At 65.2% G+C, this 21,276-nt stretch carries 22 protein-coding genes; 14 read left to right on the top strand and 8 right to left on the bottom strand.

The genetic code is table 11. From position 1 onward, the window contains the following. Window positions 1–2 precede the first annotated feature (2 nt). The 6 genes from YH64_RS03115 to YH64_RS03090 all read left to right on the top strand — a co-directional run bounded on the left by YH64_RS03115 (window position 3) and on the right by YH64_RS03090 (window position 7,804). Window positions 3–1,184 carry an acetyl-CoA C-acetyltransferase gene (locus tag YH64_RS03115; RefSeq protein WP_046803956.1) on the top strand — a complete coding sequence of 394 codons (1,182 nt, stop codon included), beginning with the start codon at window positions 3–5 and terminating at the stop codon, window positions 1,182–1,184. 255 nt (window positions 1,185–1,439) lie between these two features. Then, complete coding sequence (locus YH64_RS03110) at window positions 1,440–3,047, top strand: carboxyl transferase domain-containing protein (protein ID WP_046803957.1); 1,608 nt, start codon at window positions 1,440–1,442, stop codon at window positions 3,045–3,047. Between the two features lie 71 nt (window positions 3,048–3,118). Further along, window positions 3,119–5,146: an acetyl/propionyl/methylcrotonyl-CoA carboxylase subunit alpha gene (locus tag YH64_RS03105; protein WP_046804047.1), complete on the top strand. Its 2,028-nt coding sequence runs from the start codon at window positions 3,119–3,121 to the stop codon at window positions 5,144–5,146. Between the two features lie 286 nt (window positions 5,147–5,432). Continuing rightward, complete coding sequence (locus YH64_RS03100) at window positions 5,433–6,668, top strand: MFS transporter (RefSeq protein ID WP_046803958.1); 1,236 nt, start codon at window positions 5,433–5,435, stop codon at window positions 6,666–6,668. Window positions 6,669–6,730: 62 nt separating this feature from the next. Then, window positions 6,731–7,105 carry a glutathione S-transferase N-terminal domain-containing protein gene (locus YH64_RS03095; RefSeq protein WP_046803959.1) on the top strand — a complete coding sequence of 125 codons (375 nt, stop codon included), beginning with the start codon at window positions 6,731–6,733 and terminating at the stop codon, window positions 7,103–7,105. A gap of 147 nt (window positions 7,106–7,252) precedes the next feature. Beyond that, window positions 7,253–7,804 (top strand): type 1 glutamine amidotransferase domain-containing protein, encoded by a 552-nt coding sequence (locus YH64_RS03090; RefSeq protein WP_046803960.1) that lies wholly within the window; start codon window positions 7,253–7,255, stop codon window positions 7,802–7,804. Between the two features lie 108 nt (window positions 7,805–7,912). On the opposite strand, the gene YH64_RS03085 is transcribed toward YH64_RS03090, so the two are convergent. Both YH64_RS03085 and YH64_RS03080 read right to left on the bottom strand, forming a co-directional pair. Continuing rightward, window positions 7,913–8,551 carry an ATP-binding cassette domain-containing protein gene (locus YH64_RS03085; protein WP_046803961.1) on the bottom strand — a complete coding sequence of 213 codons (639 nt, stop codon included), beginning with the start codon at window positions 8,549–8,551 and terminating at the stop codon, window positions 7,913–7,915. Window positions 8,552–8,626: 75 nt separating this feature from the next. Continuing rightward, on the bottom strand, window positions 8,627–9,094 hold the full coding sequence (locus YH64_RS03080) for an Lrp/AsnC family transcriptional regulator (RefSeq protein ID WP_046803962.1): 468 nt from the start codon (window positions 9,092–9,094) through the stop codon (window positions 8,627–8,629). Window positions 9,095–9,227: 133 nt separating this feature from the next. Between YH64_RS03080 and YH64_RS03075 the strand changes: the two genes are divergently transcribed. Next, complete coding sequence (locus YH64_RS03075; protein WP_046803963.1) at window positions 9,228–9,848, top strand: LysE family translocator; 621 nt, start codon at window positions 9,228–9,230, stop codon at window positions 9,846–9,848. 49 nt (window positions 9,849–9,897) lie between these two features. On the opposite strand, the gene YH64_RS03070 is transcribed toward YH64_RS03075, so the two are convergent. Beyond that, window positions 9,898–10,788: a LysR family transcriptional regulator gene (locus YH64_RS03070; RefSeq protein WP_046803964.1), complete on the bottom strand. Its 891-nt coding sequence runs from the start codon at window positions 10,786–10,788 to the stop codon at window positions 9,898–9,900. 134 nt (window positions 10,789–10,922) lie between these two features. Here YH64_RS03070 and YH64_RS03065 point away from each other — a divergent pair, with 134 nt between their 5' ends. The 6 genes from YH64_RS03065 to YH64_RS03040 all read left to right on the top strand — a co-directional run bounded on the left by YH64_RS03065 (window position 10,923) and on the right by YH64_RS03040 (window position 16,044). Further along, window positions 10,923–12,077: an alpha/beta hydrolase gene (locus tag YH64_RS03065; RefSeq protein ID WP_082134416.1), complete on the top strand. Its 1,155-nt coding sequence runs from the start codon at window positions 10,923–10,925 to the stop codon at window positions 12,075–12,077. Beyond that, window positions 12,074–13,321 (top strand): MFS transporter, encoded by a 1,248-nt coding sequence (locus YH64_RS03060; RefSeq protein WP_082134411.1) that lies wholly within the window; start codon window positions 12,074–12,076, stop codon window positions 13,319–13,321. Before YH64_RS03065 ends, YH64_RS03060 begins: the two co-directional genes overlap by 4 nt. Window positions 13,322–13,495: 174 nt before the next feature. Next, window positions 13,496–13,912 carry an ASCH domain-containing protein gene (locus YH64_RS03055; RefSeq protein WP_240434016.1) on the top strand — a complete coding sequence of 139 codons (417 nt, stop codon included), beginning with the start codon at window positions 13,496–13,498 and terminating at the stop codon, window positions 13,910–13,912. 91 nt (window positions 13,913–14,003) lie between these two features. Further along, on the top strand, window positions 14,004–14,879 hold the full coding sequence (locus tag YH64_RS03050; RefSeq protein WP_046803965.1) for a hypothetical protein: 876 nt from the start codon (window positions 14,004–14,006) through the stop codon (window positions 14,877–14,879). A 49-nt stretch (window positions 14,880–14,928) separates the two neighbouring features. Next, entirely contained in the window at window positions 14,929–15,381 is a 453-nt protein-coding gene (locus YH64_RS03045) for a hypothetical protein (protein ID WP_046803966.1), read from the top strand. Window positions 15,382–15,387: 6 nt separating this feature from the next. Beyond that, window positions 15,388–16,044, top strand: a complete 657-nt coding sequence (locus tag YH64_RS03040) for a hypothetical protein (protein WP_046803967.1) — start codon at window positions 15,388–15,390, stop codon at window positions 16,042–16,044. 9 nt (window positions 16,045–16,053) lie between these two features. On the opposite strand, the gene YH64_RS03035 is transcribed toward YH64_RS03040, so the two are convergent. The 4 genes from YH64_RS03035 to YH64_RS03020 all read right to left on the bottom strand — a co-directional run bounded on the left by YH64_RS03035 (window position 16,054) and on the right by YH64_RS03020 (window position 19,526). Next, window positions 16,054–16,575: a hypothetical protein gene (locus YH64_RS03035; protein WP_143215230.1), complete on the bottom strand. Its 522-nt coding sequence runs from the start codon at window positions 16,573–16,575 to the stop codon at window positions 16,054–16,056. A gap of 164 nt (window positions 16,576–16,739) precedes the next feature. Beyond that, the gene (locus tag YH64_RS03030) at window positions 16,740–17,729 is read right to left on the bottom strand and encodes an NAD(P)H-quinone oxidoreductase (protein WP_046803969.1); all 990 of its coding nucleotides are present in this window, start codon (window positions 17,727–17,729) and stop codon (window positions 16,740–16,742) included. Beyond that, window positions 17,726–18,076 carry a carboxymuconolactone decarboxylase family protein gene (locus YH64_RS03025; protein ID WP_046803970.1) on the bottom strand — a complete coding sequence of 117 codons (351 nt, stop codon included), beginning with the start codon at window positions 18,074–18,076 and terminating at the stop codon, window positions 17,726–17,728. The genes YH64_RS03030 and YH64_RS03025 overlap by 4 nt, the downstream gene beginning before the upstream one ends. 13 nt (window positions 18,077–18,089) lie before the next feature. After that, entirely contained in the window at window positions 18,090–19,526 is a 1,437-nt protein-coding gene (locus tag YH64_RS03020) for an NAD-dependent succinate-semialdehyde dehydrogenase (protein ID WP_046803971.1), read from the bottom strand. A gap of 154 nt (window positions 19,527–19,680) precedes the next feature. Here YH64_RS03020 and YH64_RS03015 point away from each other — a divergent pair, with 154 nt between their 5' ends. After that, window positions 19,681–20,625 (top strand): LysR family transcriptional regulator, encoded by a 945-nt coding sequence (locus YH64_RS03015; protein ID WP_046804051.1) that lies wholly within the window; start codon window positions 19,681–19,683, stop codon window positions 20,623–20,625. A 27-nt stretch (window positions 20,626–20,652) separates the two neighbouring features. On the opposite strand, the gene YH64_RS03010 is transcribed toward YH64_RS03015, so the two are convergent. Continuing rightward, complete coding sequence (locus tag YH64_RS03010; protein WP_046803972.1) at window positions 20,653–21,270, bottom strand: class I SAM-dependent methyltransferase; 618 nt, start codon at window positions 21,268–21,270, stop codon at window positions 20,653–20,655. Window positions 21,271–21,276: the final 6 nt, after the last annotated feature.

The following is a 21,276-nucleotide window of genomic DNA, read 5'->3' as shown; positions in this document are numbered from 1 at the left end:
TCATGTCAGATCCCATCGTTATCGTTTCCATCGCCCGCACCCCCATGGGCGGCATGCTGGGCAGCCTGTCCGGCCTGGCCGCGCATGAGCTGGGTTCGGTGGCCATCAAGGCCGCCATCGAACGCGCCGGCATCAAGCCGGACCAGGTCGACGAAGTCATCATGGGCAACGTGCTGCAAGCCGGCCAGGGCCAGGCGCCCGCGCGCCAGGCGGCGCTGGGTGCCGGCCTGCCGCTGGGCGTGGCATGCACCACGATCCACAAGGTGTGCGGTTCAGGCCTGAAGGCAGCCATGTTCGGCCACGACCTGCTGGCTGCCGGCAGCGCGCAGGTGGTGGTGGCGGGTGGCCAGGAAAGCATGAGCAACGCGCCGTACTTGCTGCTCAAAGCACGCCAGGGCTACCGCTTCGGCCACAACACCGTGTATGACCACATGGCGCTGGACGGCCTGGAAGATGCCTACGACAAGGGCAAGGCCATGGGCGTGTTCGCCGAAGACTGCGCCGCGAAGTACGAATTCACGCGTGAACAGCAGGATGCTTTCTCACTGGAATCGCTGCGCCGCGCCCGCGCCGCCACCGAAGACGGCAGCTTCAAGTGGGAAATCGCGCCCGTTACCGTTGCCGGCCGCAAGGGCGACACCGTGATCGACACCGACGAAGCCCCCACCAAGGCCATGCCGGAAAAGATTCCCACGCTCAAGCCCGCCTTCAAGAAAGACGGCACCATCACCGCCGCCAACTCGTCGTCGATTTCCGACGGCGCCGCCGCGATGGTGCTGATGCGCGCGTCTACCGCCGAAAAACTCGGCGTCAAGCCGCTGGCCCGCATCGTCGGCCACAGCCAGCATTCGCAAGAGCCGGGCTGGTTCACCACCGCGCCGGTTGGCGCGCTGAAAAACCTGTTCGCCAAGACCGGCTGGAAGGCCGAGGACGTGGACCTGTACGAAATCAACGAAGCCTTCGCGGTGGTCACCATGGCCGCCATGAACGACTTCAAGCTGCCGCACGACAAGGTCAACGTGCATGGCGGCGCCACCGCCCTGGGCCACCCCATCGGGGCATCGGGCGCGCGCCTGATGGCCACGCTGGTCGGCGCATTGCGCAAGACCGGCGGCAAGCGCGGCGTTGCCACGCTGTGCATCGGCGGCGGTGAAGCCGTGGCGATGGCTATCGAAATGGTCTAAGTACGTGGCCTAAGTCATGGCCTAAATCACGGCCTGAACCACGACCAGGGAGACGGAATCATCTCCGTCTCCCGATTGGTTTTTCGCCGCGCCTTTCTTGTATGTCTTCCGGACGCGACTACGAGTCGCGGGTCATGCCGGGAAAGGCGCAACGAAAACCCATTCGACAAGAATGCCCGGCCCACCGGGAAGCAGAGACAAACCGCTCGACCAGAGCGCCTTCAAATTCCAATCACGCAGGACGGGTGGAACCCCATGCCCATCATCGAATCCCGCATCAATCCGCGGTCGCAGGACTACACCGATAACGCGCGCGCCATGCAGGCGCAGCTGGACGATCTGAATCAGAAACTGGCGCAGACCGCGCTGGGCGGCAGTGAAGCCGCGCGCGCCAAGCACGTGGCGCGCGGCAAGCTGCTGCCACGCGACCGCGTCGAAAACCTGATCGATCCGGGCACGCCGTTCCTGGAACTGTCGCCCATGGCGGCGCACGGCATGTACGACGGCGACGCGCCCGGCGCGGGCGTCATCACCGGCATCGGGCGTGTGTCGGGCACCGAATGCGTCATCGTCTGCAACGACGCCACCGTCAAGGGCGGCACGTACTACCCGATGACCGTCAAGAAGCACCTGCGTGCACAGGAAATCGCGGCGCAAAACCATCTGCCCTGCGTCTACCTGGTGGATTCGGGCGGCGCCAACCTGCCGCAGCAAGACGAAGTGTTCCCCGACCGCGAACACTTCGGCCGCATCTTCTACAACCAGGCGCAGATGTCCGCACAGGGCATTTCGCAGATCGCCGTGGTGATGGGCTCGTGCACCGCCGGCGGCGCCTACGTGCCCGCCATGAGCGATGAATCCATCATCGTGAAGAACCAGGGCACCATCTTCCTGGGCGGCCCGCCGCTGGTAAAGGCGGCCACGGGCGAAGAAGTCAGCGCCGAGGACCTGGGCGGCGGCGACGTGCACACGCGCCTGTCCGGCGTGGTGGACCACCTGGCCGCCAACGACATGCACGCGCTGCAACTGGCGCGCAACGCCGTCGCGCGGCTCAATCGCAAGAAGCCCGCGCAACTGGCCACCATCGCGCCGCGCGAACCGCGCTACGACCCTAGCGAACTGAACGGCATCATTCCCGCCGACACGCGCAAGCCCTATGACGTGCGCGAAGTCATCGCGCGCATCGTGGACGGCTCGGAGTTCGATGAATTCAAGGCGCGCTTCGGCCCCACGCTGGTGACCGGCTTTGCGCATATCCAGGGCATGCCCGTGGGCATCGTCGCCAACAACGGCATCCTGTTTTCAGAGTCGGCGCAAAAGGGCGCGCACTTTATCGAACTGTGCGCGCAGCGCAAGATTCCGCTGGTGTTCCTGCAGAACATCACCGGCTTCATGGTCGGCCGCAAATACGAAAACGAAGGCATCGCGCGCCACGGTGCCAAGATGGTGACGGCGGTGGCCACCGCCGCCGTGCCCAAGTTCACCGTGCTGATCGGCGGCTCGTTCGGCGCCGGCAACTACGGCATGTGCGGTCGCGCCTATTCACCGCGCATGCTGTTCATGTGGCCCAACGCCCGCATCTCCGTCATGGGCGGCGAGCAGGCCGCCAGCGTGCTGGCCACCGTCAAGCGCGACGGCATCGAAGCACGCGGCGGCCAGTGGTCGGCCGACGAAGAAGCCGCGTTCAAGGCGCCCATCCGCGAACAGTACGAACACGAAGGCCATCCGTACTACGCCACCGCGCGGCTGTGGGACGACGGCATCATCGCGCCCGCCGACACGCGCCGCGTGCTGGGGCTGGCGCTGTCGGCCGCGCTGAACGCGCCCATCGAAGACACGCGTTTCGGCGTCTTCCGCATGTAGGGCATCGGCCCCATCGCGCCCCTTACCGCAGCGCTTGCAGTTCAAGAAGAATTACAGCCAGGATGACATTCATGTTCGACACTTTGCTGATTGCCAATCGCGGCGAGATCGCCTGCCGCGTCGCCGCCACTGCCCGCCGCATGGGCATCCGCACCGTCGCCGTCTATTCGGACGCGGACGCCAACGCGCGCCACGTGGCCGCTTGCGATCAAGCCGTGTACATCGGCGGATCGGAACCGCGCGCCAGCTATCTGCGCGCCGACGCCATCCTGCAAGCCGCGCGCGACACCGGCGCGGGCGCCATCCACCCGGGGTATGGTTTCTTGTCGGAAAATGAAGCGTTCGCGCAAGCCGCTCAACAGGCCGGCATCGCGTTCGTGGGCCCGCCGGCATCCGCCATTGCCGCCATGGGCAGCAAATCAGCCGCCAAATCGCTGATGGAAAAAGCCGGCGTGCCGCTGGTGCCCGGCTATCACGGCGACAACCAGGACCCGCAATTCCTGAAGACGCAGGCGGACGGCATCGGCTACCCCGTGCTGATCAAGGCCAGCGCGGGCGGCGGCGGCAAGGGCATGCGCGTCGTGGAATCTTCCGGTGCATTCCTGGACGCGCTGGCCTCGTGCCAACGCGAAGCGGCATCCAGCTTTGGCGATGACCGCGTGCTGATCGAACGCTATCTGCAAAAGCCACGCCACATTGAAATCCAGGTGTTCGCGGACACGCAGGGCAATTGCGTCTACCTGTTTGAACGCGATTGCTCGGTGCAGCGCCGCCACCAGAAAGTCATTGAAGAAGCCCCCGCCCCCGGCATGACCGAAGAGCGCCGCCGCGCCATGGGCGAAGCCGCCGTGGCCGCCGCGCGCGCCGTGGGCTATGTGGGCGCGGGCACGGTGGAATTCATTGCCGAGCCCGACGGCCGCTTTTACTTCATGGAAATGAATACGCGGCTGCAAGTCGAACACCCGGTCACGGAAATGATCACCGGCCACGACCTGGTGGAATGGCAGCTGCGCGTGGCCGCCGGCCAGCCGCTGCCGGCGCGCCAGGAAGACCTGCGCATCAACGGCCATGCCATCGAGGCCCGCATCTACGCCGAGAACCCTGAAAAGGGCTTCCTGCCGTCGATCGGCACCCTGGCCTACCTGGGCCTGCCGCCGCACACCGCGTTCGCCAACGCCGACATCCGCGTCGATGGTGGCGTGCGCACGGGCGACACGATCACGCCGTTCTATGACCCCATGATCGCCAAGCTGATCGTGCATGGCGCCGACCGCGACCAGGCCCGCCAGCGCATGTTGCAGGCGTTGGCGCAAACGCAGGCCGTGGGCGTGCAGACCAACGTGGCCTTCCTGTCGCGGCTGATGAAAGACACCGCGTTCGCGGCGGCCGACCTGGACACCGGCCTGATCGAACGCCAGCGCGCCACGCTGCTGCCCGAACCGCAGCCCGCCGACGCCGCCACGCTGGCGCTGGCATCGGCCGCCGTGCTGGTGCGCCAGGGCCTGGCCCAGCCGAACGCAACGTCTGCCGGCAAAGGCCCCGCCGACCCTTGGGATGCACGCGACGGCTGGCGCTTGGGCGGCCAGTATCAGCGCCACCTGCAATGGGTGGACAACGGCGAGACGCGCCGCGTCACCGTTGCGCGCCAAGGCGGCGCGTGGACGCTGGACACCGGCGCGGGTCCGCAGCCGTTCCTGTGGCGCGCGCATGCCAGCGCGAACCCCAACCTGGCCTATGGCCTGCGCATTACGCTGGCCGGCCATGAAAACGCCGGCACCGTCGTGCTGCACGCCGACCGCGCCCACGTCTTTGGCGACAACGGCGCACATGTGCTGGAACTGTACGACCCGCTGGCGCACGCGCAGGACACGCAGGGCGAGCATGCCGGCGGCCTGACCGCGCCGATGCCGGGCAAGATCATCTCGATCTCGGTCAAGGCGGGCGACACGGTCGAAAAGGGCCAACCGCTTCTGGTGATGGAAGCCATGAAAATGGAGCACACCATTTCCGCGCCGGGCGACGGCAAGGTCGAAGAAGTTTTCTACGGCGTGGGCGACCAGGTCACCGAAGGCGCCGAGCTGGTGTCGATCGGGGCGTAAACGCGAATCGCCGCACACGGTCGCGGAGGGGTGGCGCGGAGGGGTGGCGCGGGTTGGTGGCACGGGTTGGTGGCACGGGTTGGTGGCGCGGGCTGGTGGCGCGGGCTGGTGGCACGGGCTGGCGGCAAGGGCTGGCGGCGCCCTCGGCGGCATGGCCTGCGAGGCGCGCTCTGCCGCCTTGACCGCTGCGCATTGCGCCGCCGGCTGTCGCTTTAGTTTCGCGTCAGCCGGCTGTCACTAGAATGTGCCTTCCGGCGCCGTCCGCGCGCCTGCCGCGCACGCTCTCATGCCCGCCCCCGATTCTCCCAGTCCGCTTACCCGCCCACCTTTCCTGCACTTCCTGTTCGCCCGCGTCAGCGCGTCACTGGCCTTCCAGATCGTCTCGGTAGCGGTCGGCTGGCAGATCTACGCGCTGTCCGGCAGCGCCATGGACCTGGGCTTGATCGGCCTGGCCCAGTTCCTGCCCATGGCCGCGCTGACGCTGGTGGTGGGCCACGTGGCCGACCGCTACGACCGCCGCAAGATCGTCGCCGTGTGCATGGCGATGGAAACGCTGGCGACGCTGGTGCTGGCCATTGCCGCGCTGCATGGCGTGGGCGGCAAGACGCTGATCTACGCCACCATCATCATCATGAGTTCGGCGCGCGCGTTCGAAGCACCCACCTTGTCCACGCTCATCCCCGCCGTGGTGCCGCGCGCATGGCTGCCGCGCGCCACGGCACTGTCATCATCGGGCGGGCAGATCGCCCAGATCGCCGGACCCGCGCTGGGCGGCATCGGCTACAGCCTGGGCGCCGGCTGGATCTATTGCGTGGCAGCCGCGTTGTACCTGACGGCATTCGCGTCCATTGCCACCCTGGTCATCGAACGCGCGCCGCCGCGCAAGGAACCCACAACCTGGCGCACGCTGTTCGCGGGCATCACCTTCATCTTCCAACGCCGGCTGCTGCTGGGCACCTTGTCGCTGGATCTATTCGCGGTGCTGCTGGGCGGCGCCACGGCCTTGCTGCCGCTGTTCGCCAAAGACATCCTTAATGCCGGGCCATGGGCCTTGGGCGCCTTGCGCGCGGCGCCCGCGTGCGGCGCGGCCTTGATGTCGTTGACGCTGGCGCGCTTAAACCTGGGCGACAACGTCGGGCGGCTGCTGTTCGGTTCGCTGATCGTGTTCGGGTTGGCGACGACCGTATTTGGTTTGTCCACGTCAATTCCGTTGTCCGTGGCGGCCCTGGTCGTGCTGGGCGCGGCCGACGCGGTCAGTGTCGTGGTGCGGTCCTCGCTGGTGCAGCTGAACACGCCCGACCACATGCTGGGCCGTGTCAGCGCGGTGAACACCTTGTTTATCGGCGCGTCGAACCAGCTGGGCGAATTTGAATCCGGTTTGACGGCCGAGCTGTTCGGCGCGGTGCCGGCCGTGGTGCTGGGTGGCATGGGCACGATTGCGGTCGCCGGGCTGTGGATGCGGTGGTTTCCGGAATTGCGAAGGCTGAAGACCCTGCACGGCCACGAGTCGGCACAGACCTGAGGGCGGGGCGCGGCGAAAGAGTAGACTGACCGCCTCTTTCCTTTGTTGTGAGTCCATTCTCCATGCTAGTCAAAGCCCTGCGTGTCGGCCTGGGTCAACTGATCGTCATTGGCGACGCGCTGACTCGTCCGCGCCCGCAACAGCGATCGGCCCAAGGCCAGGCCAGCGTCAACGCGGAAGCCGCCGCGCTGTCGCTCTACCAATTCAAGGCCTGCCCGTTCTGCGTGAAAACGCGTCGGGCCATGCACCGCCTGAACGTGCCCGTAACGCTGCACGACGCCAAGAACGACCCCCAGGCGCGTGAACAGCTGCTGGCCGGCGGCGGCAAGATCAAGGTGCCTTGCCTGCGTATCGACGAGGCCGCCGGCACGCGCTGGATGTATGAATCCAGCGAGATCATTGCGTATCTGGACCAGCGTTTCGCCAACGTGGCCTGAGTGGCCTGAGTGGCCTGCGCGGTCCGCGCCTGATATTCCCTAGCCCTCGCGCGCTGTCGGCATGGCACTTGCTGGGCCAACGACTCGGCGGGCGCGGCCCCGGCCCGCCGCGTGTCGCTCGCACGGGGCCCCGCACAGGGAGCAATCATGGCAACTCTTAACGACATGACCATCGCGATTCTGGCCGTGGATGGTTTCGAACAGGTAGAACTGACCGGTCCGCGCGACCGTCTGCAAGCGGAAGGCGCCCGCACCGTGTTGATATCGGCGCGCAGCGAGCCGATTCAAGGCATGCATCACGACAAACCCGGCGACCGCTTTCCCGTGGACCTGACGTTCACGCAGGCCGAAGCGGAACCCTCGGTATTCGACGGGCTGCTGTTGCCCGGCGGCGTAATGAACGGGGACGAAATCCGCATGCATCCCAAGGCGCAGGACTTTGTGCGCGCCATGTTGGACGCGGGCAAGCCCGTTGCCGTTATCTGCCACGGGCCGTGGCTGCTGGTGTCCGCGAACGTCGTGCGCGGCCGCACCATGACCAGCTGGCCGTCGCTACAGGACGACCTGCGCAACGCTGGCGCCAACTGGGTGGATCAGGAAGTGGTGGTGGACGGCACGCTGGTATCCAGCCGCAAACCCGACGACATCCCCGCATTCAGCAAGGCGTTCATCGAGGTCTTGCAGGCGTCCAAGCGCTGATGTGTTTCAAGGCGCGCGCGGGGGCTAACGGCTATCGGCTAACGGCTAACGGCTAGCGGCTGGCGGCTAGCGGCTGGCGGTGAACAGTCGACGGTCAACAGCCAGCGGCTAGCGGCTAGCTGGCCCCGCTGCCTGGCGCAGATCGGCCACGTTAAGCATGCGCGCGTTGCAGGCTTGCACCAGTTCGGGGTCGTGGCTGGCAAACAGCACGACGCGGTCGCGCGCCCAGGTCTTGAACACGTCGGCCAGCACGGCGCGCGCCTGCGCGTCCAGCCCGTTGCTGGCACCGTCGGCAACCACGACGGCCGGCTCGCCCAGCGCGGCGGCCGTCAGGTACACCTTGCGGCGCGTGCCCGTGGACATCTGCTCAAAGCGCTTGTCCAGATGCGGTTCCAACCCCAGGCGCGATGCCAGATCCAGCACGCTGTCATCCAGGCCGACGTTTTTTTGCGCCGCCGCTTTCAGCAGGAAGTCGCGCCCGGTCTGCGTGGGAAATTCCAGGCAGTTGTCCGGCACATAAGCCACGCGCGACCGGGCGAGCCGCGGTGCTTGCTCAAGGGAATGCCCGTCTATCCAGACGTCTCCGCCGTCAGGCGGGATCACGCCCGCGATGATGCCCAGCAAGCTGGATTTTCCGGTGCTGTCTTCTTCGCACAGCGCCATGCAGCCGGGCTCGAACGTATGAGTCAGGCCTTGGAATACAAGGTAGTCGCCGTAGCGCTTGCTGAGGTTGTCGATGCGTAGCATGGCGGGAAGTTTGCCAGAGGAACGGGCGTTCGACCAGAAGCCCGTGCCGCGCGCGCAGGCGGCAGCGGCCGGGCGCTAGGTTCGCTTGCCAACGCCGGGCGGCACCACGCCCCGGCGCTCAATCGGCGTGGAGAAAACGATGGATGTTCGGGTTTCGCCATAGCCGTTGATCGTGCCGATAAAGCGTTCCAGATCCGCCAGGCCAGTGGCCACCACCGTCATCATGTAGGAATCCGCGCCGGCGACGTGATGGCACTCCAGCACTTCGGGCGCCTGGCGCAAGCGATCCAGAAGCGCCTTCTTGCCCGGCTGCGTCGCCGTGATGCCAACGATGGCCTTTACCGGGTATCCCGCTTTTGCGGCGTCCACCTCAACCGAAAAACGCTGCGCGATGCCCGCGTCCTGCAAGCGCTTAAGTCTTTCCGCCGTGGCCGCCACCGACAAACCGGCCGCTTGGGCCAAGGTCTTCAACGGCGCGCGCGCATCCTCTTGCAGCGCGCGCAACAGACGCCACGCGATGTCATCCAGATCATTTTTATCCATTCTTGCGCAGCCCCATTTTCACAAGAAAAAACGACAGGAAAATCGCTTTTCAGAAGAAGAATGTACTGTATCGAAGCCCGGGGCGGACTCGATAATTTGGGTTCCTCAACGCAGACGGCTGAACCAAAACAGCATGCTCGATATCCAGCACTACGGCAGTTTCATCGTTGCCATCCTGATATTCCAGGCGGTGCCCGGCGCGGGCACGATCGCCATTCTTGACGCCACCGCGCGCAACGGCAAGCGCGCGGGCATGGCAGCGGTGATGGGCACGCTGGCGGGCGACCTGCTGTTCATGGTGGCGGCCGTGGCGGGCCTGGCCGCCATCATGCAGGCGCACCCGCTGATCTTCCGGGCGCTGCAATGGTCCGGCGTTGCGTACTTGTTGTGGCTGGGCGTGCAGCTATTGCGCAAACAGGCCGCGATGGATGGCGGGGCGCCTGCCAGGCGCGTGTCGGCGCGGGCCGCCTTTCGCCGCGCGTTCCTGGTCAGCCTGACCAACCCCAAGGTCATGCTGTTCTTTGTGGCGTTCTTTCCCTTGTTCCTGAAGCCGCAAGCCAGCCCTGCAACGCTGTTGGCGATGATGCTGCACGTGACGGTGCTAAGCCTGCTTTACCAAACCGCCTTGGTGTCGATCGGCCACCGGGTGGCGCGGCGCTGCTCGGCATTGCCGGGCGCCCGGACTGTGGCGAGGCGGCTGGCCGGGTTGGCGTTGATCGGCCTGAGCGTCAAGCTGGCGACGGACGTGCGCTGATCCGAGCGCGCCAAGCGCGTGGGTCCGATAACGCAGCGCCGATCACGCATCACCCGCGTCGCAGCGCCTTCAACACGATGGAAAACGCCGGCGAGGGCTGGCGGCGGCTGGGATAGTAAAGGTGATAGCCGGTGAACGTCGGGCACCAGTCTTCCAGCACGCGCACCAGTGCGCCGGCTTCGATGTGCGGCATCAGTTCATCTTCGGGCAGCAAGGCCAGCCCCAACCCCGCCAGCGCCGCGTCCACCTGCGGCGGTGCGGTGTTGAAGATCAGCTGCCCATCCACGCGCACATTCACCTGCCGGCCCCGGCGTTCAAAGTCCCACACATACAAGCCGCCAGACGTCGGCATGCGCTGATTGATGCATTGATGCGCGGTCAGGTCGTCGGGCGTCAACGGTATGGGATGCCGGGAAAAGTAGTCGGGCGAGCCCACCACCGCCATGCGCAGCACCGGCCCGATTGGCACGGCGATCATGTCTTTGTCGATGGTGTTACCCAGGCGCACGCCTGCATCGAAGCGGTCGGCGACGATATCGCGCAGCCCATAGCTGACGTCGAACTCGACATTGATTTCGGGGTAATCGCGCAGTACCGGCGCCAGCCGGGGCAACAGCACGGACCGCAGGATGTGATCGCCGCAGGTGATGCGCACCGTGCCGGCAGGCTTGTCGCGCAGTTCGGTCAGCGCATCCAGCTCCGCTTCGATCTCGTCAAAGCGGTGGCCGATGGCCTGCATCAGCCGTTCGCCGGCGGGCGTGGGCGACACGCTGCGCGTGGTGCGCGTCAGCAGCCGGATTTGCAGCCGTTCTTCCAGGCCGCGCACCGCCTGGCTTAACGCCGATTGCGTCACGCCCAGCGTGCCCGCCGCGCGCGTGAAGCTGCGTTCCCGCGCCACGGTAACAAAGGCCAGCAGATCGTTCAGGTTGCGTTTCGCCATGCGCGCGGCTCGTCTTATTTATTAGCTGGGCTAATAGGCTAATTAAGGATTCATTACCTAGTCTAGCTTATCGCTCATCTTCAAAATGGAGACCATCCCGTCAATTCCCGTCAATTCCCGTGAAGGAAGCCGCCATGCAAGCGTCCAACCCCCTTGAAACCGCCGCTGTCGATCCGGCCCGTCAACCCGATGCCTACCGCCGCACCTTGTTAAAGGCCGCCGGCATCGGCACCGGCATGGCAGCGCTGGGCGCGTTGTCGTCCACGGGCAGCGCCGCGTTGGCCGCTGCCGCGCAACCGGCAGGCGCAACGCCCGAAGGCGCCGATAACTTCTACACCAGCGACCGCGTCACGGTCCAGAAGGTGACGTTCAAGAACCAATACCAGATGGAGGTGGCTGGCAACCTGTTCACCCCCAAGGATCTGGACCGCCGCAAAAAAACGCCCGCGATTGTGGTCGGCCACCCCATGGGCGCCGTCAAGGAACAAAGCGCAAACCTGTATGCCACCAAGATGGCCGAGCAGGGTTTCGTCACGTTGTCTTTGGACCTGTCGTTCTGGGGCGCAAGCGCCGGCCAGCCGCGCAACGCCGTATCGCCGGACATCTACGCCGAAGACTTCAGCGCGGCCGTGGACTTCCTGCGGGCGCAGCCCATGGTCGATCGGGACCATGTCGGCGCCATCGGCGTGTGCGGAAGCGGCAGCTTCGTCATCAGCGCGGCCAAGATCGACCCACGCATCAAGGCCATTGCCACGGTCAGCATGTACGACATGGGCGCCGCCAACCGCCACGCGTTGAACCGCGCGCTGACGCCTGCGCAACGCCAGGCCATCATTGCCGACGCCGCGCAGCAACGCGATGTGGAATTCGCCGGTGGCGAACGAAAGTACACCAGCGGCAGCGTGCATCAGCTGACCGCCGAATCGACGCCTGTGGACCGCGAGTTCTACGACTTCTACCGCACGCCGCGCGGGCAATTCACGCCCGCCGGCTCCTCACCCGCATTGACGACGCACCCCACGCTGACCAGCAACGTCAAGTTCATGAACTTCTATCCGTTCAACGACATTGAAACGATTTCGCCCCGCCCGCTGCTGTTGATCGCGGGCGACCAGGCGCATTCGCGCGAGTTCAGCGAAGACGCCTATCGCCGGGCGGCCGAGCCCAAGACCCTGCACATCGTTCCCGGTGCCGGCCATGTCGACCTCTACGACCGCGTCACGTTGATTCCGTGGGCGACGTTGAACGCATTCTTCGACAAGCACCTGGGGCGCGTGGAGGCGTCATGACCACATCCACGCAGCAGGCCACGGCGGGCGGCACGCCGGATCACGACGCGCCCGGCGCTGGGCACGTCAGCCCCGATGCGCCGGCCCATTGGGGCGGCGTCTTTGCGATGACGTTGTGCGTCTTTGCGCTGATCGCCTCGGAATTCATGCCGGTCAGCCTGCTGACCCTGATCGCCACGGACCTCCAGGTCAGCGAAGGGCTGGCAGGGCAGGGCATTGCCATTTCGGGCGCGTTCGCCGTACTGACCAGCCTGTCCATCGGCAGACTGGCCGGCAGCATGAACCGCAAGTCGCTGTTGCTGGGATTGACGGCGCTGATGGCCGTCTCTGGCGCCACCGTGGCGCTGGCGCCGAATTACCCGGTGTACATGGTGGGCCGCGCGCTGATCGGCGTGGTCATCGGCGGTTTCTGGTCGATGTCGGCGGCGACCGCCATGCGGCTGGTACCGCCGCGCCAGGTGCCACGCGCCTTGGCCGTCTTCAATGGCGGCAATGCGCTGGCCACCGTCGTGGCGCCGCCGCTGGGCAGCTACCTGGCGGCGGCGATAGGGTGGCGCGGCGCCTTCCTGTGCCTGGTGCCGGTGGCGGCACTGGCGCTGGCGTGGCAATGGGTCAGCCTGCCCGCCATGCAAGCCGAGCCGCCTACGCGAGCGTCGGGCAACGCCTTCACGCTGCTCAAGCGCCCCTTCGTTGCGCTGGCCATGGCCGCTTGCGGTGCGTTCTTCATGGGGCAATTCGCGCTGTTCACCTACTTGCGGCCTTTCCTGGAAACCGTCACGCACGTGGGCGTGTCGGCGTTGTCGCTGGTCTTGCTGGCCATTGGCGTGGCGGGCGTCGTGGGCACCGGCCTGATTGGCACGGTCCTCAAAAAAGGCCTGTATCCGCCCCTGATCGTCATCCCCGTGTTGATGGCGGCCATCGCCCTGGCGCTGATCCCGTTCGGCGCCTCGCTGACCGTGGTCGCGATACTGTTGGGCTTGTGGGGGCTGCTGGCCACTGCCGCGCCCGTCGGCTGGTGGAGTTGGGTCGCACAAGCCATGCCCCGGTCCGCCGAAGCCGCGGGCGGCTTGATGGTGGCGGTGATCCAGCTGTCCATCGCGCTGGGGTCGACGATAGGGGGGCTGCTGTTCGACCACAGCGGGTATCGAAGCACCTTTGCAGTCAGCGCCGTGGTGCTGCTGGTGGCGGCGATGCTGGCCACCCTGACGTCACGGTCGCACGCGCGCGCGGCGGCAGGCGCGTAGGGGCCGGGCGGTGGCAAGTAATGGGCATGCCGGCGGGGTCACGGCTCGCCCGCGTCAAAGTCACTAGAATGCCATCATCACGTTCCAGTCTCGTACTCGGCCCGCGTTCAAAAAGTTGCGCCTCGCCGTGGACCGCACAACGTCCATCCCCGACCCGAATCAGGTGCAGCACCCATGCCAACCATGAAACCACCCGCCCCCTTCGAAGACGCCGTGACGTTTCAATTCGGCGATTCGCCGGAACTTGCCGACGCCTTGCTGGCCCTTGTGCTGGCCGGAACCAAGACCGCCACTTGCGGCGCGCTGCACCACTTCGGCGACGAAGAGCCCGTACCCCAAGCGGGCCGGCGCGATGTCGTGCTGGACGGCCAGGGCCGCCCCGCCTGCGTCATCGAGACGACCGGCGTATTGATCCAGCGCTTTGACCAGGTCGACGAAGCGTTCGCCGTCGCCGAAGGCGAAGGCCCGTACCCGGTCTGGCGCGACGAACACATTGCCTACTTCGAACGCAATGGCGGTTACTCGCCGGACATGATGCTGGTGTGCGAGCGCTTCCGCGTCGTTCACGTTTTTGACAGGTCGGCCCCTTAAGGTTCAAAGAGCCCAGGCCCCGCCTCACACGGGTGATCGCGGTCTTGATCCGCGTCGTAAAATGGCGATCCAAATTCCTTTGGAAAACCGCATGTCGCCCATCCCGTTTTCGACGCCCCTGCCCGGCCGGGATCAGACTTGGCGCTTCATGCATAGCCGCCAGTCCGCGCACTTTCCCGGCGGCGATGCGCGCATCGTGTTCTACGATGCGCCACCGGACGAGGCCACGCTGGCCCAGATCACAGACGTGCACCTGTGGGCGCCGCACGAAGATCCCCTGCAAGTCCTGCCCGAGCTCATCGCCCGGCTGCCCTCGCTGGTCCATTTGTCGATTGGACCGGGCGTCATCCTGCCCAGCGTCGTAAAGGGGCTGCGCGCCGATATGCTGCCCGCCAGCCTGCGCCACTTGTCCATGCATCCCCAATCGGGCACCTATACCTGGCAGGCGGGTCCGATGCCCCGCCTGGAATCCCTGACCGTCGGCGCAACGCTGCGCTTGGACCCACAGGACTTCCCCGCGTTGATATCGCTATCGGCCATTCCCGATCGGCGCGGCGCGTTGGTGGATAGCGCGTTGCAGCTGGCGTTGAAAGAACTGAACCTGTGGAACGTGCCGTTCGATTCGTCGCTGTTCAATCGCCTGGCGCCGCTGCCGCTGGTCGCGCTTGGCCTGTTGGGTGGGCGGACCCTGACAACGCTATCCGGCATTGAACAGCTGCCCGGCCTGCGTTCGCTGCGTCTGAAGAACCTACCCTTGCTGGATACGATCGGCTCGATTGCGACCCTTGCCGAGTTGGAATTTCTGAACATCCAGTACTGCGCGCGCATTGCGGATATCAGCGTGCTGGCAACGTTGCGACGCTTGCAGGAACTGACCTTGGTTGGCTGCGGCAATGTGGGTCTGGGCCAGCTGGAACACACGTTGCGCGCCTCGTTGCGGCGCGCGAATATCGCTGCTACACGGTAACCACGGTGCCACTTCATGGCACTTCAAGGCGTTTCAGGAGATCAAGGATATGCACTGCAATCGCAAGGCGTGGGCAAGCTGGCAGCGATCGGGCCGCCTGGCATTGACGTTGGGTATTGCCGCATTGCTGGGCGCTTGTTCTATGTCCTCCGGCATGTGCGACGCATTCGGTCCCAGCAAAAGCGCGTCGATCGCGGTGCCGCAAAACGCATCGGTTGATGCGGTGTTCGCCTGCATCGATCAGGCAAGCGTCTCCAGCAAAGACCATGGTTCGCTGTTCGACAGCGGCTACGCCATCCGCGACACGCAATCCGGCGTGCTGGAGTCAAAAAATTACAGCACGCCCAACACCGGCGGCTTCCGTCTGCGGGCCGAGGTCTCAAAGCAGACGTCTACCTTGAAGCTGTCTTTGCGTGGCGCGGGCGCTTATTGCACGGACCTGGGCGTGGACAAGGAAATGGCCCGGCTCGCGTCGGACATCAGCAGCTGCCTTCAGCGGTAATTCCCAATGACCGTTCAACGTACGCTTGTGCTGCTTGCCGCGCTGACGCTGCCGCCCGTTGTGGGCGCGCAAGCCCCGTCCAGCGTTGCCGCCTGGACGCCGCCAGGCCCGACGGCATGCGCCTTTTCAGGGTGGACCACCAACCAGAAGCCCGAAATTCTGGTGCGCGCCGAGGCGTCCGCCACGTCCGACGTGCTGGGCAGCCTGCCCACTACGCTGAGCGATGGCCCCGATCCGGATATCGATTACTACAGCGTGACGTTCGATGTCACCGAGGCGCGCGACGGCTGGCTCAAGATCAAGAATGCCAGCGACGACATGACGGGTGGCGACGTCAGCCAGCCCCGGCCCGTGTATCGCGGCGAAGGCTGGATCGAAGCGGCGGATGCGCAAGTCGGCATCCAGTCGGCACGGGGTTACGCGCGCCCGGACATCGCCACCGAACGGCTGCTGGACCTGGGCCACGACTGGCTGACCGAGCGCGCCACGCTGCAAGGCATCGTGGCATGCGAAGGCGACTGGCTGCTGCTTGATTACGAGATGCGCAACAACGAGAAATTCGAACGCCTTGCCCCGAAGGATCGTGCGCGGGGCCGCGCGTGGTTTCGGGGCCTCTGCGCGTCCGCCGAGACGACCTGCGATATGCGTTCGGTGGATGAATGAACCACCCGGCTACAGCGACTCCAGCTGCTTGGGGTCGAACGCCCATTGATGCGTCCTGTTGTCCGCACACTGAATGACCGTCTTGCTGCGCTTCTGCGGCCCGATATCTTTCAGCTTGATTTCCGCATTGCAGACGGGGCAGCTCCCACCCATCGTGGTGAGGTAGACCCGCCCCGACTTATCGGCTTCGAAGTTGAACAAGCCGGCAAGCCGTACAAACCGCTTCTTCATCAAACCATGGCCGATCAGAAACGCAATCGCGCTGGGCACAACAAACCAGAACCACCACACGCCCCACTTGAAAGCCACTTCGCCAATGGTGACGGCCAGCCCCGCCGCGCCGAACGCGGCAAGCCATCCCCGCTGTAGCGAACGGCCCGCCAGCGCGATGGGTATGACGTCCATGCGCACGAGCTGCGGCCGATCCCAGCCGCCCTCCTTGGAGAGCGGTTCTTTATATGCCGGAGCGGCCGGCTCCTTTTCCACATCGAAGCCACCCAGCGGCGGCGGCGCCTGCTTGGCGTCGGACAAGCCGGACAAGGTTTTGCTGCACTCGTCGCAAAGCCGGCCACGACCGCGATGCGCCGCCCCACAAGTTTGACAATGCACGCGCGCTCTCTCGTGAATGATGACGACGGGCAAAAGGATACAACTGATTGGCGCCCCAGGCACCCGCGCGCGCCACCCTGGTTCCCCTACGCCCCCATCGTCAAAATGATCTTCCCCACGTTCTGGGACGATTCCATTCGGCGGTGCGCGTCCGATGCGCGTTCAAGCGTATAGGTGCTGTCGACGACGGGAACCAGCCCGGCGCCGCTGGAAAAGCGGTCCAGCCAATGCTCGCGAAAGCGCTGCACCATTGCGTGTTTTTCGGCTTGTGGACGCGATTTCATGACGGTGCCGATAATTTGCAGATGGCGATAGAGGATGTCTTCAAGCGCGATGTTGACCTGGCCGCCGCCGCCCAGGATACCGACCTGAACCAGCCGCCCGCCGTTGGCCAGCGACGCGATGTTGCGTGCGAAGTTGGGCGCGCCGATGAAGTCGATGACTACGTCCACGCCCCGCTTGGACGTGTGTTCGGCCACGACCCGCGCGTAGTCCTGCGTGCGATAGTCGATGACGCAATCGGCGCCCAGTTGCTGCACCTGTGCCAGCTTGCTGGCCTCGGCCGTGGCGTACACGGTGGCGCCCGTCGCTCTGGCAAGCTGCACCGCCGCGGAACCCACGCCGCCGGCCGCCGCGTGGATCAGCACGGAATCTCCGGCACTCAAGCGCCCAAGGTGCAGCATGGCTTCGTGCGCGGTGACGAACACTTCGGGGATCGCGGCGGCATGGACGTAATCCAGCGCGTCGGGAACGGGCAAGGCCATGCGCCAGTCCAAGCGCGCAACTTCCGCGTAGGCGCCGCCGCCCACCACACCCATCACGCGGTCGCCCACCTTGAATCCACGCACGGCGCTTCCTGCTTGCAGCACTACGCCGGCGATCTCCAGGCCCATGATGGTGGAATCGCCAAAGTTCGGGCGGCCGTAGCCACCCCGGCGGTGCGTCAGGTCGGCGCGATTCACGCCAGCGGCATGCACGCGGACGATAAGGTCGTCCGGGCGCATTTCGGGCGGGGGAACATCGGCCACTTCAAGCACGTCAGCCTCGCCAAACTGTTCAAAAATAATCGCTTTCATTGCTTGTCCTTCGCGCCGCTTTCGGGTGTTGCGGCAAGTGTGTGTTGTGCAATCGCCGATGCGGTAATTGCTGCGGGAAAGCCGACGTAGAACGCCAAGTGTGTGATCGCCGCCGCCAGTTCTTCACGCGTCACACCGTTGCCGACGGCGCGACGCAAATGGGCAGGCAGTTCGTCCGTGTGGCCAGCGGCAATCAGCGCGGCCACGGTGACCAGGCTGCGGTCTCGGAGCGCCAGCGCGGGGTCGCCCCAGACGTCGGGGTAAAGCGTGTTGTCGACGAAGGCCGACAGCGTGGGCGTAAAGGCGCGCGCGACCTCACGCGGCTGGCTGAAATCGATGTTGGACATGTGCTTTCCCTGTTCAAGCCTGACTGATGAACTTGTGCGTGAGGTAGTACTCGATACCTTCAACGCCGCCTTCCGAACCGTGTCCGCTTTCCTTCATGCCCCCGAACGGCAGCTCGGTCGCGACGATGCGATATTGGTTGATGCCGATCATGCCGGCTTCCAGCCCATCGGCCACGTCGATCGCCGTGCGCGCATCGCGGGTGAACGCGTAGGCGGACAAGCCGTAGGGCAAGCGGTTGGCTTCCTGCAAACCGTCCGCAAGCTCATCAAAGGCCATCAGCACCGCGATGGGGCCAAAGGGCTCTTCGTGCATGATCCTGGCTTGCATCGGTACATCGGCCAGCACTGTCGGTTCGAAGAAATAGCCTTCCCCTTCGATGGCTTTGCCGCCAGTCAGCACCGTGGCCCCGCACGCCACCGCATCCGCGATCAAGGCCTGCATCTTCTCAAGTTGGCGCGGGTTCGCCAGCGGGCCGACCTGCGTGGCAGGATCAAGCCCGTTGCCCACTTTCAGGGCGCGCGTGGCCTTGACGAAATGTTCGCGGAATTCGTCATAGACGCCGCGCTGCACCAGAAAGCGTGTCGACGAAATGCAGACCTGGCCCGTGCCACGAAACCGGTTGGCGGCGCCTTCGATCGCGGCGCGTGCGACGTCGGCATCGTTGAACACCAGAACCGGCCCGTGCCCGCCCAGCTCCAGCGTGATGGGCTTCACCCCTTCGGCGGCGCGTGCCGACAACAACCTGCCGATCGGCACCGACCCGGTGAACGTCACCTTGCGGATCACCGGAGACGCAATCAACTGCCGCGAGACGTCGTCGGGCACGCCAAAGACCACTTGCAGCACGCCTTTGGGCAGGCCGGCATCGTCCAGGGCACGTGCCAGTGCCAGCGCGGTGGCGGGGCTTTCTTCGCCCGGCTTGATGATGACGCTGCACCCGGCGGCAAGCGCGGCGGCCAGCTTGCGTGCCGGCGTGATGGCCGGAAAGTTCCAGGGCGTGAAAGCGGCCACCGGCCCGATTGCTTGCCGCTTGACCAGCTGCTGCACGCCGGGGCGGTTGGCGGGCACGACGCGGCCGTCTATGCGTTTGGCTTCTTCGGCAAACCAGTCGAAGTAATCGGCCGCGCGCAACACTTCATCGCGGCTTTCAACCAGCGGCTTGCCTTCTTCAAGCGTCATCAGCGTGGCAATGTGCTCGGCCCGCTCGCGCATCAATTCCGCACCGCGCTTGAGCACCCGGGCACGCTCGTTGGGAAACGCGGTGCGCCATGCGTTGAACGCCTGCTGCGTCACGTCAAGCGCGCGCTCCAGGTCGGCGGGCGTCGCAAGCGGCACGCGGCCCAGTTCCTGGCGCGTGGCCGGGTTGATGACGGCGGCGGTGTCGCGGTCGCCAGCGCCTATCCATTCGCCGTTGATGAAGAGGTAAAGCGGATCATAGTTGCCGTTCATGGCTGCAAACTCCGATAAGATTGTTCGTTTCCTGCCGGGCCAGGACCTGACCATGGAACGAAGTCTAGGCGCGAGACGGGCGCGGATTTAGCCCCCGGCGAAGGAATGACTTTCTCTGCCAGAGGAAAAGTCGCCCCCACACAATGGACCCATGATGGACAAGCTTTACAACATGTCGGTGTTTGCGAAGGTGGTCGAAATGGGCAGCTTCACTGCCGTCGCCAACCACCTTTCCACCACGGTCGGCAACATTTCACGCGCGGTCACGACGCTGGAAGAAGGGCTGAACGCCCGGCTGATCCAGCGATCCACCCGCCGCCTGGTTGTGACCGACGTGGGGCATCGGTTCTATGACCGCTGTGTGGCGATCCTGGGCGATGTCGAACGGGCGGAAGCCGAAGCAGGCCATGCAACGATCTCGCCACGTGGCGTCTTGCGCGTTCACGCGGTGCCTGGCCTGGGTCGCACTCTGGTCACCCGCGCGGCGATGGCTTACAGACAGGAATACCCCGATGTTTCCGTTGACCTGCTGCTTTCGCAGCGCATGCCGAACCTGCTGGAAGAGCAGCTTGACGTCGGGATCGTGATCGCGCGCGCCTTGCCCGACTCCACCTACGTCAGCCAGAAAATCGGCGTCAGCCACTGCATCCTGGCCGCATCGCCCGCCTACCTGAAGCAGCATCCGCCCGTGCAAACCCCCGAAGACCTTGCCCGGCATGACTGCGTGCTGCTCAGCACCGTGGACTACGCCCCGGACGAATGGCATCTGGAAAGCGCGGACGGTACGTTCACCCACTGCCCGCCCGGCGCGCATTTCGGCGTGAACGATATGGACGCCATGGCGACGGCCCTGCGCGATGGCGCGGGCATCGGCCTGCTTGCCGGCTTCTCGGCAATCGAGGATCTGCGCCGAGGCACGCTGGTGCGCGTGCTGCCCGGCTATTACACGAACCGGCGCAACGTGTATGCGCTGTACCCATCACGACAATTCGTGGATGCAAAGATCAAGTTGTTCGTAGACGCGTTGAAGCTGCACGTGGGCGCGCAGCTGGCGGGGTATGCGGCGGAACTGGGGATTGTGGCGCAAGAGGCGGGGTAGCGAATGGCGCCGGGGGAAGGTTATGGCTCAGGACTCGGCAGCGTCCCGTTGCGCCAGCCACACCGTCGCGCCACCGCAAGCCGGATCCTTTTCCATATGCTGCTTCACGGAAAACCCATTGGCGTTGAGCAGTTGCCGGTACTCATTGGGGTCCAAACTGCCGTGATAAAGCGGCTTGGTTTCGAACTGGCCAATGGCTTCTCCCAGCGACGTCCCGCTGGTGAACATCAACACCGCCCCGGGCGCCGCCAGACGACGAAAAGTGCTGAACATGGGACGCTGGTCCTCGGGGCTCAGATGGAAGAAGCTATGCCAGGCGATCAAGCCGTGAAAGCTCTGGGTGAACGGCAACCGCCGCATATCAGCGGCGATCCATTGATGGTCAGGGAAAGTGGATTGCGCCCGCGATAACAAGGGCAACGACGTATCGATGCCCGTCACCAAGCACCCGTTTTCGATCAAATGACGCGCGATTGGGACACCGTTGCCGCAACCGATGTCGAGCACTTGCGCATTCTGGACGGGCATCAAAGACAAAAACTTCGTCAACCAGCCGAGTTCGACAAGCCCCGTCCCGCGCAGCGCTTCAAACGCTGCTGCGTGGTCTTGATAGATGGCGATAACGTTATCGGCGGGTGAGGGCATCTTCTT

This window comes from Achromobacter sp. LC458, assembly GCF_001005835.2.
Classification (GTDB): Bacteria; Pseudomonadota; Gammaproteobacteria; order Burkholderiales; family Burkholderiaceae_B; genus Achromobacter; species Achromobacter spanius_B.
The sequence above is the reverse complement of the archived record's forward strand: the minus strand, read 5'-3'. Positions and strand labels throughout refer to the sequence as shown.

Bases quoted from the DNA above. Each gene is read 5' to 3' on its own strand.
- YH64_RS03010 (WP_046803972.1), bottom strand. From the start codon at position 21,270: ATGCCCTCACCCGCCGATAACGTTATCGCCATCTATCAAGACCACGCA.
- YH64_RS03115 (WP_046803956.1), top strand. From the start codon at position 3: ATGTCAGATCCCATCGTTATCGTTTCCATCGCCCGCACCCCCATGGGC.
- YH64_RS03020 (WP_046803971.1), bottom strand. From the start codon at position 19,526: ATGAACGGCAACTATGATCCGCTTTACCTCTTCATCAACGGCGAATGG.
- YH64_RS03075 (WP_046803963.1), top strand. From the start codon at position 9,228: ATGCTCGATATCCAGCACTACGGCAGTTTCATCGTTGCCATCCTGATA.
- YH64_RS03025 (WP_046803970.1), bottom strand. From the start codon at position 18,076: ATGTCCAACATCGATTTCAGCCAGCCGCGTGAGGTCGCGCGCGCCTTT.
- YH64_RS03015 (WP_046804051.1), top strand. From the start codon at position 19,681: ATGGACAAGCTTTACAACATGTCGGTGTTTGCGAAGGTGGTCGAAATG.
- YH64_RS03065 (WP_082134416.1), top strand. From the start codon at position 10,923: ATGCAAGCGTCCAACCCCCTTGAAACCGCCGCTGTCGATCCGGCCCGT.
- YH64_RS03080 (WP_046803962.1), bottom strand. From the start codon at position 9,094: ATGGATAAAAATGATCTGGATGACATCGCGTGGCGTCTGTTGCGCGCG.
- YH64_RS03100 (WP_046803958.1), top strand. From the start codon at position 5,433: ATGCCCGCCCCCGATTCTCCCAGTCCGCTTACCCGCCCACCTTTCCTG.
- YH64_RS03040 (WP_046803967.1), top strand. From the start codon at position 15,388: ATGACCGTTCAACGTACGCTTGTGCTGCTTGCCGCGCTGACGCTGCCG.
- YH64_RS03110 (WP_046803957.1), top strand. From the start codon at position 1,440: ATGCCCATCATCGAATCCCGCATCAATCCGCGGTCGCAGGACTACACC.
- YH64_RS03055 (WP_240434016.1), top strand. From the start codon at position 13,496: ATGCCAACCATGAAACCACCCGCCCCCTTCGAAGACGCCGTGACGTTT.
- YH64_RS03070 (WP_046803964.1), bottom strand. From the start codon at position 10,788: ATGGCGAAACGCAACCTGAACGATCTGCTGGCCTTTGTTACCGTGGCG.
- YH64_RS03105 (WP_046804047.1), top strand. From the start codon at position 3,119: ATGTTCGACACTTTGCTGATTGCCAATCGCGGCGAGATCGCCTGCCGC.
- YH64_RS03090 (WP_046803960.1), top strand. From the start codon at position 7,253: ATGGCAACTCTTAACGACATGACCATCGCGATTCTGGCCGTGGATGGT.
- YH64_RS03045 (WP_046803966.1), top strand. From the start codon at position 14,929: ATGCACTGCAATCGCAAGGCGTGGGCAAGCTGGCAGCGATCGGGCCGC.
- YH64_RS03085 (WP_046803961.1), bottom strand. From the start codon at position 8,551: ATGCTACGCATCGACAACCTCAGCAAGCGCTACGGCGACTACCTTGTA.
- YH64_RS03095 (WP_046803959.1), top strand. From the start codon at position 6,731: ATGCTAGTCAAAGCCCTGCGTGTCGGCCTGGGTCAACTGATCGTCATT.
- YH64_RS03050 (WP_046803965.1), top strand. From the start codon at position 14,004: ATGTCGCCCATCCCGTTTTCGACGCCCCTGCCCGGCCGGGATCAGACT.
- YH64_RS03030 (WP_046803969.1), bottom strand. From the start codon at position 17,729: ATGAAAGCGATTATTTTTGAACAGTTTGGCGAGGCTGACGTGCTTGAA.
- YH64_RS03060 (WP_082134411.1), top strand. From the start codon at position 12,074: ATGACCACATCCACGCAGCAGGCCACGGCGGGCGGCACGCCGGATCAC.